We start from the raw sequence: 15,168 nt of genomic DNA on the forward strand, positions 1-15,168 counted from the left end.
TGAGGCGGGTGTTCGCCGCGTTTGGCCGAGGCGCGGGAGGCGGGGCGCTGTAGCTCCGCAGGCCAGAGTGATTGTCAGTACCGTCTCCTACAGTCAGCAGCGACTTGAGCACATGCCGGACCGGGTGGTGATCGATGAGCTGTTCGGCCTCAGGGATCCTCCCGGCCCGGACCAGGCTGAAGTAGCCGCGAACGACCGCTTCGACGTCGGTCTTAGCAGGGTGCTCCGTCCAGATCTTCACCGCGAGATCGTACGAGTCCGGTGACGAGCGGTTTCACCCTGGACATCGCGGGCGGCGGGGCTGGGGGGCTTCCCCTAGCACCCCGCCCCCGTCCCACGCCAGCCCCGAGTTTTGGCACCACTTGGGGGCTGGCTGCCCCATCGGGCTGTATCTCGGCTGCCCTTCGGCTGCCCTCTGTCCCTGTGTCTCATACACTCAGCCGATGGAGATAGCACTGATACTCGGCGGCAGCGGGGTCGCACTGCTCTTCTTGAGCATCTTCGCCGTGGTGCTGCTGTGCGGGCGCCGAGTGCGGCGCGGCCGGAAACTCGGCCGCTACCCATACCGTGCCAAGCCCAATGGCACCTACGACAACTGGTGGTAGATGGGTTTTCGACTAATAAGGGCGTCCGCCAGTAGGTCAGCGGATGCGAGGGCTTCGAGGGCGGGTGTCCCAGCGGTAGAGGGGCCAGGCGCGTCGGATCAGGCAGCGGATAGTGATGATGGCGCTGGCCATGGCGATGAAGAACTCGACGGCGTCCTTTCGCCGTTCGGTGCAGCGGCGAAGCTTGCCGAAGTTGTTCATCCAGGAGTTCGTGCGTTCTACCACCCAGCGTCTCTGGATCGGGGTTTTCGCCCCGCGCTCGGCGATCCGGGCGGTGATCTTCCTGTCGGCCAGGTCGTCGTGGACGATCCGGTAGTCGTAGCCGGCGTCCAGGGTGAGGCGCGGACGCTCGGGCAGTGGCCCGAGGGCTGTCTCCAGGGCGGTGAAGCGGTCGAGGGTAGCGGGCAGCAGGGTGTGGTCGCGAGTGTTGGCCGGTGCCGGCTCAGTGACCAGCGGTATGCTGTACCGGTCGGTCAACTGCGAGCGTTTCAAGCCGAGTTTGGCCCGGTCGACCGGGCTCCTTCCGGCGCAGTCACCGCCCGAAGGTGCCTTGGTGATGCAGCCGTCGGCGGACAGCTGCTCGAGTTCGAGGCCGACCATGCGGTCATAGGCGGCGAGCGCGAGCAGTCGCAGGGTCTCCATCACACCGGTGGCGATCCACTCGTCGCGGCGACGGCGCAAGGTGGTGGCCGAGCAGTGCTCGTCCGCGGCGCGTTCGTAGCCGCAGCCGAAGACCAAGACCTGGACCAGGCGGTCGAAGACCACCGCATCGCTGATCCGCGGGTTGTGGCAGCCCCAGGGATGACGCTCCACACGAGTGGGCAGCAGGGCGAGGAACTGGTCGCGGATCGGGTCGAGAATGCATGATGGGACGGCAGGCACGGATCCCCCGGTGATCATGAAGCGTAGAGAACTCCATGATCGGGTGAACCGTGCCTGCCCTGCTACCGCCTACTGGCGGACGCCCTTATACGACGGCAACGCGCTCACCACGGACGATCCCCCTCCAGCATGACCAACTTCGAGGATCCTCCCACGCCGCCCGCCAACGTGACAGTGCCGGCTTACGTGCTGGTCATCGGCGTCCGGCTCAGTTCCTTGCGGACGGAGTACCGAGGCGCATCTGCCGGAGCGTAAGAGCTTCACCGTGTGTCGAAGGAGCGGCTCCGGCACCTCTGCGCTTCCCGTCACGTCTGGCACCTCGCTGATCAACCGGGCGCCGGCGCCCCGCCTCAGGCCGATGACGGCCGCGTGACTGGGTCGTCACAACCGCCCGGCGCTGCGAAGCATGTGTGCTAGGCGCCAAACAGGTTGAATGCGGAAATGAAAAACAGCCGTCCGTGAAGACACGCAGTGCCGGTCGGGTAGTGAATCCGCAGGCCAGGGTTCCGCGAATGCGTTACCGAGTAGGCACCGAGTGCCGCGAGAGATCTTGGTCACTCGCTCCGGCAAGTGGCCTCTGTATCCGCACAATTGCATGAGGTACCGAAACGATTTCCGAAACGGTCAGGAATGGGCAACCGTGAGCGACCATGGTCGGTGAATGATCGATTTCTATGGAGTGTGCGCCAGAGGCGCCCCGTATTTTCTATCCCGCCGTGCCGGGGATTTGCGACTTTTAGCCGATCAAATGGATAACGGCTGATGCGGGGCTGTAGCGTTCCGTGACGCGAGTGGGCCCCAGGCGCCTACCCAGCAACTCCAGGGCCCCTCGTGTTCCACGACCGAGTACGCATCTCCACAGAAGGAAGACATGCACCTCGACCGCTTCATTGCTGCCGCGAGAATTTTCCAGCTCGCGGCAGGTCCCGACGCTAACATTCCGCGCTTTACGGCGGGCGAAACCATCACAGCTGTCGCCTGGGATGTCACGGCCCAGCTGGGAGCCTTCCTCGCTGTCCCTGTCGTCGCCGTCGTCCTGATCACCGAGTCCTGGCAGGACCCCGCCGCAGCGGCACTCATCGGTGCCCTGTTCATGGGCGCGCGCCGTTCCTGCCTCCGCTACCAGCGCCTTTCTCTGACCTGACCCAAGTCCGGTTGCCGCGCCCCCCCCGTTGTGGGGGTGCGGCAACCGCCGGCAGCGGGACCGACCGCACTCCTCACCGACCGGAGGCGTGTATTCCTCTTTCGGTGGGGGTGTGGATTGCGCAGTCAGGAAAGAAAACGGATCGATCAGGCGGGTGGGAGAAATGACGGTCGGGACGGCCGAACAGAGTTCGCAATGCCGGTACTGCGGACAAGGCATCGAACAGCGCACCGGGCGCGGCCGCAAGAAGATCTACTGCACGACCACGTGCAGGCAGCGGGCCCAGAAGGGCCGCGACGGGCGGGGCTCTGCCGGCGCAGCGACTGCTCACGCCGGGCGGCCACTGGCGCGGGTGATTGCCGAAGAGCTACTGACCCTGGCCTCAGACCTGCTTGACGCGGAGTACGAGGGGCAAGGAGTCGCGGAACTGCTGCCCCGTGCCGCGGCAGTCACGAAGGAGGCGGAGTACTACATGGGGGCAGCCGCCCGTGACGCCCGCCGCAGAGGGACCAGCTGGGAAGAAATCGCACGTGCGGCATGCGTGAGCGAGAGCACCGCCCGCACCCGTTGGGGTGAGAGTGAAGTGATGCGCCGCATCGCGCAGAGGTCCGTGGACCGCCAGCGTGCCCGCCAGGCCCAGACCACACCGGCCTCTGCCGTACGCGAGGCTGAACCTGCTCTCGCTACTACGAGCCGGGCTGCCCGTCAGCTTGCCCAAGCATTGGCCCACCTGCATCAGGCCAGCGGTCTGAGTATCCAGGAGGTCGCCGACTCCACCGACCTCTCCCGTTCCTACGTCTCGCGCATTCTCTCGGTGCAGCGCACCCCCTCCTGGCCTGTGGTGTGCCAGCTGGTCGAGGTATTCGGCGAAGACCCCAGGGCCCTGCGGGCGATGTGGGAGAGCGCGAACGGCATGGCCGCCACGCCGCAGGACCTCCTCGAGTCCAACGCCCGCCTGTACGCCGCGCTGCAGGGCCTGCACCTCGTGGCGGGCCGCCCCGACGCCAAGCGAATCTGTGAACTGTCCGGCGGCGAGATCGACGTCGAGACTGCAGAGCGAATCCTGGACGGCGGACGCATTCCGACGTGGGAGAAGACAGGCCGCTTCGTCACCGCAGTCGGCGGCTGCCCCGCAGACATCCGCCCCCTGTGGGAAGCGGTCTATACCGCCTTCCTCAATGCCTGCGACCCCGAACCGATCCGCAATGACGGTGTGCGGTACGACTGCGAGGATCCGCAGTGAGCCCGCTGACCTGGCCCGCACCGGTTCCCGCCTCAGCCGACGGCTTCGGTACCCACCCCCGCCCGCCCCTGACCCTCACTCTGCCAGTCGAATTCACCGCGTTCTGCCTGCGCTTCCAGGAGCGCTACCTGAGCTACGCACAGGCAAGGTCACTTGACGCCGACCGAGCCCGGCAGATCGTCGAGTCGGTGCTCAGTGCACTGGTCGTCGTCTGGCCCAGCGTGATCGCAAGCGACCGGCCTGCTCGCATGGCGTGGAAGATGCTCACTGCCCAAGTGGCGTGGGCACTGGACGACGTAGGCCAGGGGCGCCGGCGCTGGCCCGGCGATGCTGCGCACCTTGCACTGCCCCAAGGGCAGGCCGATCTTGTCCTCCTGCGCTACCGGCTCTGCCTGAGCCGCGCCGAAGCAGCGGAGTTGATGGGCATAAAAGAAAGCGAGGTGGCCCTGGAGCTGGCGAAGGCCGTCGACATTCTGCAGACCCAGGATCGTCATCGCCTGGACGCGACACCAGTATTCCGCTGACCACCAGACTCCACCGACATATGCCAAAGGCATGTAGAAGTTGAGCTGTGGACCGCCGCAGCATCCGACTTCCCCCGCGCCACCGTAGGTGCTCGTGACATGCTCGTTACCAGGTAGACGATGCACAGCTACGGGTGAGAGTTTTTATGGTGCGAGGACGCGGATTCCTGTCGGAGGCAATCGATCTCAACGTGGCGAGCGTTCCCCGCATGTACGACTACTTTCTTGGCGGCAAGGACCACTACCCCGCCGACCGGGAGGCGTGCAGACGCCTACTGGACCAGGCTCCGCAGACCCAACTCCTAGCCCGCGCCCAGCGCCAGTTCCGGCTTCGAGCCGTCCGGGCTCTGGCGCTCACCCATGGAATCGACCAGTTCGTCGAGTTCGGGTGTGGACTGCCGTCGTGGGAGAACACACATACGGCCGCCCGCCGTGCGCGGCCCACAAGCAAGTTCGTCTACGTGGACCGTGACCCGATGGTGGTCGCCCACGGGCGGGCGTTATTGGAAGAGGCCGGCACTGCGGTGGTCCATGGGGACCTGACGGAAGCGCCCGGGATCCTCAGGCACCCCGACATCACCGGCTTGGTCGACCTCACCAAGCCCGTTGCCGTACTCGCCGTATCCCTCCTGCACACCCTTCCCGACAAGGCGGGCGGCCGGAGAACCATGGCCCGTCTGATCGATGCCCTGCCGGTCGGGAGCTTCTTGGTTGCCAGTCAACTCACCAGCCACGAACCGGAACTGGCGAGCCGGATCGATGCAGTCATGCATGAGGTGACGGGCGGGCAATGGGGAAACGTGGGTTCCGCCCCCGAGGCCGGAACGTTCTTCCACGGTTTGAAACTGCTCAAGCCCGGCGTGACGGACGTGTCCCTGTGGCGGCCCGACGACCTGCAGGGCAGGCCTGTTCCCGGACCTCTGCACGAGGTCGGCGGAATCGGTCAGAAGACTGGCTAACGGATACTGAGAGCCGTCTTCTTCAGCTCGACAAGAGTCTCAGCCGGCGAGAGCGCCTTCATGGACAGCTGGTCCAGCATGGACCGGTACTGCGCTGTGTCCTCAGGCTTGTCGATGTAATTCGCCCCGGTCGGATGCTCCAGGTAGACGACGTCCGGCAAGTCCGGCAGCCCGAACCGCAGCAACGTCACCGGGGTGCCGATGGCCAGACAGTCCGGCGGCAGCACCTGGAGCTTGATGTTGGGTGAGTGCGACATCTCGATGAGGTGTTCCAGCTGGCGGCACATCAGCCCTGAGCTACCGAGAGGCCTGTGCAGCACCGGCCAGTCAACCACCGCCCACAACTTCGGACTGAACTCCCGGTGAAGCAACTCCTGGCGGCGCGTGCGCAGGCCGACCCTGGCCCGGACCTCTTCCGGTCCGGCCAGTGGCACACCGCTCATGGTCACCGCACGGGCGTACTCCTCGGTCTGCAACAGCCCTGGCACCAACTGCACTTCATAGGTGCGGATCAAATCCGCAGCCTCCTGCAGACCGAGAAACTTGTCGAACCACGGGGGGACAACCGAACCGAATTCCTCCCACCAGCCCGGCTCGTTCGCCCTCCTGGCCAGCTCGCACGCGTCCTCGATCTCGTCGACCGCGCCGTAACGCCGCATCAGGCAGCTCACATCGCCGGGCTGAGGAGGAGACTGCCCCCGCTCGAGCCGGCTGATCTTGGCCTCGGAACAGCGGATCTCCGTGGCAGCTTCCTTCGCACTCACCCCGGCTGCCGTACGCAAGGCCCGCAGCCTCGACCCCAGCGCCATACTCAGCGCGGTAGGACTGAACCCCCGCAGGGACAAATAGCGTCCGAGCGGGGGTTGCGGGAACTGATCACTGGGGACAGCCAACATGCGGGCTCCTGCGGGACGTCACTAAATTCGGATTATCCCACGCGGAAGCCAGCAGGAGAGGGCAACACCCCCGACCGGCCAGACCTCTTACGTGCCGAGGAGGTCGAACTCGCCATCCTTGGCGCCACCGAGGAAGGCATCAATCTCCTCACGTGAGTAGATCAACGCCGGTCCCTGCGGATCACGGGAATTGCGCAGGGCGATGTCCCCATCAGGCAACGCTGCCAACTCTACGCAGTTCCCCTGTGGCCCACTGCGCCTACTCTTCCTCCAGTCCACTCCTTCGAGTGAATCAGCGGAAATCCCATTGTGGAAGATGCCCATGACGGATAGCCCCTCTCCTGTTGTTCCAATCCCCTTGCTGAGGCCTGAAGACCGTCGCAAGGGTGCCCCATCTCTCTTTTGCGCAGTAACCGTCCATGCAATTGCACGAGAGGGGAGTGGGCTGGATACTAGCGACCGGCAGGCCGTGAGGGCTCCGAGCAACTGAGCGCCTATCGGGGGATGAACAGTGCGCGCACCAGCATCGGTTACACACTGCTGCGAAAGCAGTGACCGGATCCAGCCGGGTCTGGCCGAAATGATCCCACTCGAAATCGGTAACCTCGCCGTTTCCCACCCCCCGGACTGGGGCTTGGCACTCGGCGTCAGCACCGCACGGTTCGCCGCCAGCACATTCACAGACACCCTCGACGCCCGCACCCATGTACGGAAGTTCACCTACGCAACACTGTCCGAATGGGACGTGACCGGACGCCAAGGCCGTGACGAGATCCTCGCCGTAGCCTGGGAACTCGCCGCCAACGCCATCCAGCACGCACTGCGAACATCAACCCGCCACACACGGGGAAGAGCATGGCTGGGGCTCGTCCGCAAAGACGGCGCTGTCGTCTGCGCCGTCACCGACCCCAGCCCCTCACTCCCACAACGCCAGCCACCCAAACTGCTCGACGAAACCGGCCGCGGGCTGCTCCTCGTCACCCGACTCAGTACAGCGTGGGGATGGTCGCTCAGCCCAGCTGGCACCAAGACAGTGTGGGCGCGCGTACCCACACCGCCATGGTGAAGGTGCGAAACGCCACTGGTTGGCAAGCAGGCCCCTGCGTAAGCCGTGTTGACGCCGGGTCGATCTCTTCTGGTGTAGGGCGGCGAGCCGGAGGTGGTGCCGCACGACGATACGCAGGAGCGGGACCACCGCCAGCTGGGCAAGGGGGCTGATAGCGCCCTGCCGCGCAAAGGGGCGGGACAGTGCCGCAGCAGCATCCAGAAACAGAGTTGCCCTTTGGCGAGCCGACCGTCGCCGACTCAATTCCACGCCCCCGTGCCGGTGGCCGGACAAGCCGGCACTGCACCGGAGCGCAGCCTGACCAACGTCACGATCGGGCCTCCTTCGCCAGCGCAAGAGCCGCGCAATGGAGATGTGGGCGCTGTCACGTTGGCTGACCGGATGGGATGATCTTCGGGTTGATCTGCTGGAGGGGGATCGTCCGTGGGGAGTGCGTCGCCGTTGTACAGGGGGCACCGGTACCCGGTCGAGGTGATCTCGCACTGTGTGTGGCTGTACTTCCGCTTCCCGCTCAGCTTCCGCGAGGTCGAGGAGCTGATGCTCCAGCGCGGCGTCATCGTCTCGTATGAGACGGTGCGGCGGTGGTGCGCCAAGTTCGGCCAGGCCTACCCGAACGGACTGCGCCGCCGCCGGCCCCGGCCCGGGGACAAGTGGCTCTACCTTCTTGAACGGGTTGGTCCTCCCGTTCGTAGGGTGAGGACACCCAGGGGAGCTGGGTGTGGCTGACAAGTGGCTGCCGTTCGTGGCTTCAGGTGCTTGGCCGCCCGGCTCCCCACGACGACTCGGCCGCCGATTGGGAAGTGCGAACAAGTCGCTGTGTAGAGCAATGCCGGCGAGGTCGTCCGTGGTACGCAAGGCATGTACGACCGAATGGAGCACGATGAGCCGGATATGGGCGGGAACCGACTGCGGCAAGACCCACCACCACTGCCTGGTCCTGGACAGCGAGGGCGACACGCTGCTGTCGCGTCGGGTGGCCAACGACGAGCCGGAACTACTGAAGCTGATCGGTGACGTCCTGGACCTCGCCGACGGTGGCAAGACGACCTGGGCGCTGGACATGACCGGCGGCGAGCCCGGCCTGCTGATCGCCCTGCTGGTCAACCATGGCCAGGAGCTCGTCTACATCCCCGGTATCGCGGTCAACCGGGCCACCGACAGCTACCGCGGCCAGGGCAAGACGGACGCCCGTGACGCCCGCGTGATCGCCGACCAGGCCCGGATGCGCCGCGACCTCCAGCCGATCCGCCCCGGCGATGAAGCCACACTCGAGCTGCGGCTGCTGACCGACCGCCGCGTCGATCTGGTCGCCGACCGCACCCGCACCACCAACCGGCTCAAGGCCCTGTTGAACAGCATGTTCCCGGCCCTGGAACGGGCCCTCGACCTCGGTAACATCGGCCCGCTGGTGCTGCTGACCGGTTACCAGACACCGGCAGCGATCCGCCGCGTGGGCAGCCGGCGGCTGACCGCTTGGCTGCGCAACCGCAAGGTCTGCAACGCTGCTGCCCTCGCCGAGAAGGTGGTTGAGGCCGCCGAGCGCCAGCACACCGCCGTCGTGGGTGAGAAGGCCATCGCGAAGATGGTGCACACCCTCGCCAAGGAGGTGATGACCCTCAACGAGAAGATCACCGAGACCGACAAACTCATCGAGGGCCGGTTTCGCGAACACGAACTGGCCGACGTGATCCAGTCCCTGCCCGGCATCGGCACGATCCTCGGTGCCGAGTTCCTCGTTGCCGTCGGCGGCAGCCTGGACGCCTTCCCCACGGCCGACCGGCTCGCGGCCTTCGCCGGCACGGCCCCCGCCCCACGCGACTCCGGCCAGGTCAGCGGTAACGACCACCGACCGACGAGATACCACCGTCGCCTGCAGCGCGTCTTCTACATCTCCGCGCTGGTCAGCGTCCAACGAGACCCCAACTCACGGAAGTTTTACGACCGCAAGCGCGCCGAGGGGAAACGCCACGTCCAGGCCGTCCTCGCGCTCGCACGCCGTCGCGTCAACGTCCTGTGGGCCCTGATTCGTGACCGACGGTGCTACCAGGTCACACCCCCAGTGACGACGGCGGCTTGACATCAGCATTGGGAAGCACCTGGACGAGGTCTTCATCAAGATCAACGGCGAGCAGAAGTATTTGTGGCGGGCCGTCGACCAGGACGGCAACGTGCTCGACATCCTCGTGCAGAACCGGCGGGACAAGGCCGCCGCCCGACGATTCTTCCGCCGCCTGGTGAAGAAGACCCGGTCGGTGCCGAGGGTGGTCGTCACCGCCAAGCTCCGCTCCTTCGGCGCCGCCCACCGCGAGGTCATGCCCTCCGTCGAGCACCGCTCCCACAAGGGACTGAACAACCGGGCCGAGAACAGCCACCAGCCCACCCGCCGGCGTGAACGCGCGATGAAAGGCTTCCGCAGCGTCGGCGCGGCCCAGCGGTTCCTGTCCGCCTTCAGCGGCATCTCACCCCACTTCCGACCCCACCGCCACCTGATGACCGCCCCCGACCACCGCGCCGAAATGACCATCCGCTTAGCCATCTGGGACCAGATCACCGGCTGTGGGGCTCGAAAAGTCATCGGCGCAGGTCAAGCGGCGTACCGGTATTCGTTGATAGCACCGCCGAGGATGCGGGTGCGCAGGAGTCTGCGGCCGTCGAGGCCGTGGACGGTGGCTGGCTGCCTGGAGGCGTGAGGGGGCCGTTGATCTCGGGCCCGGTGAGGTCGATGCGTGTTGTAGTGCCGTTCGAAGTCGGCAAGGGCTTGCCGGGCGTGGGCCTCATTCATGAGCAAGAGGTGGTCGAGCGCCTCGCGGCGGACGGTGCCGATCACCCGCTCGCAGTGCGCGTTCATCCGAGGCGCCCGTGGCGCGCTGAGCAGCACCTCCATGTCCTCGGCTTCGAAGACGGCGTCGAAGGACTGGTCGTACTTGGCGTCGCGGTCGCGCAGCACGAAGCGCAGGGACTTTATGCGCGTGTCGAGTTGGTCGGCGAGATTGCGGGCCTGCTGCGTCGCCCAGGCCCGGGTGGGGCGGGCGGTGACGCCGGTGATGTGCAGTTGGCGGGTGCTGTGTTCCAGGAACGCTATGGCGTACAGGCGCTTTCCGAGCATGGTGTCCACGTGGAAGAAGTCGGCCGCGATGATCCCTTGGGCTTGGGTGGTGAGGAACTCGCGCCAGCTGGGGCCGGACCGGCGTGGAGCCGGGTCGATGCCCGCGGCGTTCAGGATCCCCCAGACCGTGGACGGTGCGATCGGATGGCCCAGCCGGGCCAGTTCGCCCTGGATCCTTCGGTGCCCCCACCGGGGATTCTCGCCGGCCAGGCGCAGCACCAGCTTCCTGAGCGCGGCCACAGTCGGGGGTCGGCCGGTACGGCTGCGGCGGGCGGAGTAGTCCCACTTCTTGGCGATCAGCTTGCGGTGCCAGGCCAGCACGGTGCCGGGGGTGACGGGGAAGACGCCGGCCCAGCGGCGCCGCGGTATCAGCGAGGACAGCGCGGAGAACCAGAACCGGTCGGCCGACTCGTAGCGGACCGGGCCCTTGAGCTGACGGCGCAGGACAGTGTTCTCATGCCTCAGCACCAACAACTCGGCGTCCTTGGCAGTGTCCCGGCGCAGCAGGACAGCCGGTATGGACAGCATCGTGCGAGCAGCACGGTACAACAGCGACACGATCATCCGGACAGGGTCCCAGCCACCACCGACAACCATGGACACAGCTGCTCACCTGCAGCGATGACTTTACGAGCCCCACACGATCCCGCCCGACTTGGGCTCCTCCCTGTGGCGGCCCAGCCGCCCAACTCCCGTATCCGCTCGCTGAACTGGGCCACGACCTGCTCGTAGTCGTCATCGGCGTACAGGGGTCCGACGCCGGTGGAACCGACTTCCCCCCTGAACGCCAGCTCGCGCTGAGAGATCTGGGCATCCCACCTCCCACGCGATCCGGTGGCGGCGAGGGCACCTGCCCCGCCGCTGGAGGAAGCGACCCAATGTCCGCTCTATGCGCTCAAGAATGCCAGGCGCAGAGATACAGCCGATCAGGACGCAGGCCCGTGCTCAGCATGGTTGTTCAGTGCCACCCCGCCGTGTAGCAGCTCCGTGCTCATTCGGCCCCGCTCCGCCGCGCTGCCACCGCGAAACGGGAGGGATCGGGGCAGCATGGAAAGCGGAGCCCGCCCGGGAGCCCTTCGCACGTCGACCGGGCGGGCCGCTGTTCTGCAGGTTGTCCCCGGGGCGTGCCGTGGGGCGCTCTCTGGAGGACGGCCCCGGTCAGCGTGCTCGTGCCAGGAGTGACGGCGAGGCTCTGCGAGAAGGCCTGCCGGGGCGGACGGGGGCAATACCAAAGACGGTTACGTGGACGCCTCTGGCGTGCAGGAGCTGGCCACGATGGTGGGCCGTGGAAGGCCGGGCCTGCTCACGGTTTCTTTCCTGGTGGCTGCAGAAGGTGCTGGTTGGGAGTCTTTGCGGCGTCGGCGTACTCGACAAGTTCGATCACGGTGACGCCTGCGTTCTCGAGGAGTTCGGTGCCGTTGGCTCCTGGGACGAAGGTGTCGGGTTCGCGCCAGGCGGTGACGACGCGGCGGATCCCGGCCTCGTGGATGAGCTGTGCGCATGGCCGGGGCCGTGAGGCGCGCTTTGCACACGGCTCGAGTGAGCTGTAGACCGTGGCTGAGCCGAGTCGCGGGTCGTCGGCAGGGAGCTTGGCGAGCGCGCCTTCCTCCGCGTGGTCGTGAGGGTCGTTCTCGCGGGAGTATCCGCAGGTGAGTTCGGTGCCGTCGGCGGCGACGATGACCGCGCCCACGGAGAACGCGGTCGTTGACGGCGGACACAACATGGCGAGCTCGCAGGCGAGCTGGAGCCAGTATCGGTCCGCGGCGTTGGGCTCGCGGCCGGGACCGGGCCTGCTGCCGGCCGCGGGGACAGGGCTGGTGTTCATCGGGGCTCCGTGCTGATGTCCTTGGGTGCGTACCTGAGGAGTACCACGTCGCCGATCTGCCGGGTCTCCAGGAGACGGAGGCGGGCGGAGGGCCCGCCGAGATAGTGGGTGGGGCCGAGCATCCGTACGGCGTCGCTCTGGCCGACGAGGAGCGGGGCGATAACGAGCTGCAGCTCGTCCGCGAGGGCACGTTCCAGGAGCTGGGTGTGAATGGTGCCGCCGCCCTCGACCATGAGCCGGCGGATGCCGTAGACCTGGCCCAGGATGTCCAGGATGACGGGCCAGGTGTGGTCGGTGGGAACGACCTGGATCGTGGCGAGGCCGCCAAGGTTGGCGCGTGCCTTGTTGCCCGCCGCCTGGCTGACGGCCAGGACGAGCTTCTCGCCCCCGTGGTGCCAGAACTTCCACTCCGGGTCGAGGTCGCCGGTGCCGGTGATGGTGACCTTCAGCGGGTACTCGGGCAGGCCGGCCGCGACCCGGTCGGCGCGGCGTTGCTCGGAGTTGACGAGGAGGCGGGGGTTGTCGGCGCGCAGAGTGCCGGCGCCGACGAGGATTGCGTCGGCGGACGCACGTACGGAGTCGACGCGGTCGAAGTCCTCCGGGTTGGAGAGGATGAGCCGGTCCTCGCCCGGCCGGGTGTCTAGGTAGCCGTCGATCGACACGGCGGCGGACAGCAGGACGTACGGACGGGACACGGGGGCGACTCCAGGGACAGGGCGGAGAAAGGGGCAGGGACGGGCGGGGGTCAGGCTGGGTGCAGGACGATCCGGTCGAGCGCGGCACGGAACTGCGCCACGCCCTCCTCGCGGGCCGCGGGGACGAGCGCTTGCTCGAGACGGTCGAGCTGGCCGACGATGCGCGCGGAACCGGTCTCGGCGGCGATCGTGACGGCTTGCAGACCGATCCGGGCGGCGAGCGCTGTGTTGCCGGTCCCTGCGTGTGCGCGGGCGGCGCGGGCGAGGTAGACGCCGCGGTCCCGCCGGTAGACGGCGGGGAGAGCGGTGATAGCGGTGTCGAAGCCGGCGGCGGCTTCCTCGTACTGGCCTAGCGTGGCGAGGGAGCGGGCGCGGCCGGTACTGATGTACGCCTCATCGAGCCAGGAACCCCAGACGCCGTCGTCGTCCGCGCGTCCGAGCAGGTCAAGCGCGGTGTCGTATGTGCGCAGGGACTCGTTGGCGTCGCCGAGGACGGCGTGCGCGTGCGCCTGGTGCATGACGGCGATGACCTCTAGCCGGCTGCCGGAACGGGCGGTGCGCCGGGCGGCGGCCGCCAGCCCGAGGGCATCGGCGGGGTGGCCGGTGTCGACAGCGAGCTGGGCCTTCCTGCTGAGGATGCACGCGGTCAGGTCGCTGTCCCCGGTGATGTGGGAGGCGTCCAGTGCCTTGGCGGTGTGCCCGTGGGCACTGCGCTCGTCGCCGATGTCCTGCGCGAGCCACCCGGCAAGCTCCTCGTAGCGGGTCTCGAGCGCGAGAAGCTGTACAGCTTCGCTGCTGTGGGCGGCGCGTCGGCGGACGGAGAGACGGGGAAGGTGCTGCTCAAGCGCGGGCAGGACATGACGGGGCCCGATGAGGTTGTCGGTCTGGATCAGTACTCGGCGCAGATGCGTGTAGTGCTCGACGGGGGAGCCCATGTCGCCGACGGTGGTGGTGGTGGCGGCCGCCGTCGGGGTCGGGAGTGCGGTCGCGGCGAGTCCGGCGAGGCCGGAGGCGAGAACGACGCGGCGGGGCACGGGCACGAAGAGGATCCTTCCGTGGATGCGACAGGGGACGACGACCGTGTCCGTGTCGCCGGCATCCGAGCCTGCCTGCTCGAACACGTCCGTGACCAGACCCGCCAGCGGGCTGGCCCCATCGGCGGCGGGATCGGCCCCATGGCTCCGTGCCCAGTCCCTGGACAGCCTGCGCACGTGCTGTCCGGGCGTGCTGTCACCGCAGGACTGGGGGGCTTCCCTTTCCGCCCACTCCCACAAACGGACCAACGTTCCGCAGGCGTCGAGGACCTGGTCGACGGCGACGGCGACGTGACGGGGGACCGGCCGCTCGGCGCGCTCGAAGCGTCCGAGGTGAGATCGGTCAATCAGCGCGAGCGCAGCCAGGTCCTGCTGGGAAAGTCGGCGCGCGGTCCGGGTCTCCCTCAGCTCATGACCCCACCGGTGCCACGGGCCGGCCCTGGGCGTCAGCTCGCTCGGCCGTTGACCCATGCGCCTGCCCTTCCTCGCGAACTCCGCCCCAATATGCTGGGCGTTGACGGCTCTTCCACCATGGCCCCGATGGGGTCAGCTGGGCCAGTGCACCAGGGCCCCATGCCCTGTCTTCTGACCGGGCCCGCCGACGGCTTTGATCGGTGATGCGGCCTGATCACACCGTATCCGAACGTCCCGTTCACTCAACCGAGTTGGAGGCGTAGACGTGTACGAACCGGTGAGCCCCGCCGCCCGCGATCGCACGGCGAACCAGTCCTCCCCGCTTCGACGGAGACAGCATCTCCCGGAGGACGCCGATCCCGGTACGCCTGCGACCGCCGCGAACCAGGCGGTGTGAGATGACCCGCTACGGCAGCGTCGTCCACGACCCAGAAGCCATCCTCGACGCCGAGACCCCACTGGACGGGAGCCTCACGAGTGCCTTGTGGAAACGGTGCTCCGGTGGCGGGGTGATGGCACCACTCCGCCACCGGCCGATCTCGACCAGATCGCTCTCCAACTCACCGGCTACGCACGTCTGCTCCTGGAGAACGTCAACACGGCATGCACAGACCTCTCCCCGTCCCACCCAGCGGCGATGCTCGGACGGATCACCTGCGGCGAAACCCTACGACGCCTCGACTACCGCCAGTCACCCGGCGGCCGGCTCGTACTCGTTCAGGGCCCGGCTCGTCAAAGCCCTGCAACCAGGCCCTCGACCGCGCAGAGGAAGCCC

General features: G+C 67.3%; 12 protein-coding genes and 4 pseudogenes. 9 read left to right on the forward strand and 7 right to left on the reverse strand.

Translation table 11 applies throughout. The annotated features are described in order from the left end of the window. Positions 1-241 (reverse strand): annotated as a pseudogene (locus tag ACIPEK_RS38335) (hypothetical protein); the annotation flags it as partial. A gap of 202 nt (positions 242-443) precedes the next feature. On the opposite strand from ACIPEK_RS38335, the gene ACIPEK_RS38340 reads away from it, so the two are divergent. Beyond that, positions 444-605 (forward strand): hypothetical protein, encoded by a 162-nt coding sequence (locus tag ACIPEK_RS38340; protein ID WP_402006179.1) that lies wholly within the window; start codon positions 444-446, stop codon positions 603-605. Between the two features lie 36 nt (positions 606-641). On the opposite strand, the gene ACIPEK_RS38345 is transcribed toward ACIPEK_RS38340, so the two are convergent. Beyond that, positions 642-1,487 carry an IS5 family transposase gene (locus ACIPEK_RS38345; protein WP_402006182.1) on the reverse strand — a complete coding sequence of 282 codons (846 nt, stop codon included), beginning with the start codon at positions 1,485-1,487 and terminating at the stop codon, positions 642-644. An 871-nt stretch (positions 1,488-2,358) separates the two neighbouring features. On the opposite strand from ACIPEK_RS38345, the gene ACIPEK_RS38350 reads away from it, so the two are divergent. From ACIPEK_RS38350 to ACIPEK_RS38365, 4 genes are all read left to right on the forward strand, one after another. Next, entirely contained in the window at positions 2,359-2,631 is a 273-nt protein-coding gene (locus tag ACIPEK_RS38350; protein WP_402006185.1) for a hypothetical protein, read from the forward strand. Between the two features lie 163 nt (positions 2,632-2,794). Then, positions 2,795-3,874 carry a helix-turn-helix domain-containing protein gene (locus ACIPEK_RS38355; RefSeq protein ID WP_402006188.1) on the forward strand — a complete coding sequence of 360 codons (1,080 nt, stop codon included), beginning with the start codon at positions 2,795-2,797 and terminating at the stop codon, positions 3,872-3,874. After that, positions 3,871-4,398: a sigma factor-like helix-turn-helix DNA-binding protein gene (locus tag ACIPEK_RS38360; RefSeq protein ID WP_402006191.1), complete on the forward strand. Its 528-nt coding sequence runs from the start codon at positions 3,871-3,873 to the stop codon at positions 4,396-4,398. The genes ACIPEK_RS38355 and ACIPEK_RS38360 overlap by 4 nt, the downstream gene beginning before the upstream one ends. 146 nt (positions 4,399-4,544) lie before the next feature. Then, complete coding sequence (locus tag ACIPEK_RS38365; protein WP_402006194.1) at positions 4,545-5,357, forward strand: SAM-dependent methyltransferase; 813 nt, start codon at positions 4,545-4,547, stop codon at positions 5,355-5,357. Here ACIPEK_RS38365 and ACIPEK_RS38370 read toward each other — a convergent pair. Continuing rightward, positions 5,354-6,253: a helix-turn-helix domain-containing protein gene (locus tag ACIPEK_RS38370; RefSeq protein WP_402006197.1), complete on the reverse strand. Its 900-nt coding sequence runs from the start codon at positions 6,251-6,253 to the stop codon at positions 5,354-5,356. The genes ACIPEK_RS38365 and ACIPEK_RS38370 overlap by 4 nt on opposite strands. Positions 6,254-6,340: 87 nt before the next feature. Continuing rightward, positions 6,341-6,577 carry a DUF397 domain-containing protein gene (locus tag ACIPEK_RS38375; RefSeq protein ID WP_351199071.1) on the reverse strand — a complete coding sequence of 79 codons (237 nt, stop codon included), beginning with the start codon at positions 6,575-6,577 and terminating at the stop codon, positions 6,341-6,343. Between the two features lie 256 nt (positions 6,578-6,833). On the opposite strand from ACIPEK_RS38375, the gene ACIPEK_RS38380 reads away from it, so the two are divergent. From ACIPEK_RS38380 to ACIPEK_RS38395, 4 genes and pseudogenes are all read left to right on the forward strand, one after another. Beyond that, positions 6,834-7,319 carry an ATP-binding protein gene (locus tag ACIPEK_RS38380; protein WP_402006201.1) on the forward strand — a complete coding sequence of 162 codons (486 nt, stop codon included), beginning with the start codon at positions 6,834-6,836 and terminating at the stop codon, positions 7,317-7,319. 423 nt (positions 7,320-7,742) lie between these two features. Beyond that, positions 7,743-7,973: pseudogene (locus tag ACIPEK_RS38385) on the forward strand (IS6 family transposase); the annotation flags it as partial. A gap of 226 nt (positions 7,974-8,199) precedes the next feature. Further along, a complete protein-coding gene (locus tag ACIPEK_RS38390) occupies positions 8,200-9,396 on the forward strand; it encodes an IS110 family transposase (RefSeq protein WP_402006204.1) in 1,197 nt (398 codons plus the stop codon). A 16-nt stretch (positions 9,397-9,412) separates the two neighbouring features. Further along, positions 9,413-9,886 (forward strand): annotated as a pseudogene (locus ACIPEK_RS38395) (IS6 family transposase); the annotation flags it as partial. Between the two features lie 17 nt (positions 9,887-9,903). On the opposite strand, the gene ACIPEK_RS38400 reads toward ACIPEK_RS38395, so the two are convergent. The 3 genes and pseudogenes from ACIPEK_RS38400 to ACIPEK_RS38410 all read right to left on the reverse strand — a co-directional run bounded on the left by ACIPEK_RS38400 (position 9,904) and on the right by ACIPEK_RS38410 (position 14,450). Then, positions 9,904-10,989 carry an integrase core domain-containing protein gene (locus tag ACIPEK_RS38400; RefSeq protein WP_402006276.1) on the reverse strand — a complete coding sequence of 362 codons (1,086 nt, stop codon included), beginning with the start codon at positions 10,987-10,989 and terminating at the stop codon, positions 9,904-9,906. Between the two features lie 739 nt (positions 10,990-11,728). Beyond that, positions 11,729-12,945, reverse strand: a pseudogene (locus ACIPEK_RS38405) (dihydrofolate reductase family protein). A gap of 50 nt (positions 12,946-12,995) precedes the next feature. Further along, a complete protein-coding gene (locus ACIPEK_RS38410; protein ID WP_402006206.1) occupies positions 12,996-14,450 on the reverse strand; it encodes a helix-turn-helix domain-containing protein in 1,455 nt (484 codons plus the stop codon). Positions 14,451-15,168 lie beyond the last annotated feature (718 nt).

The sequence above is a fragment of the Streptomyces sp. NPDC088246 genome (assembly GCF_044741025.1).
GTDB lineage: Bacteria > Actinomycetota > Actinomycetes > Streptomycetales > Streptomycetaceae > Streptomyces.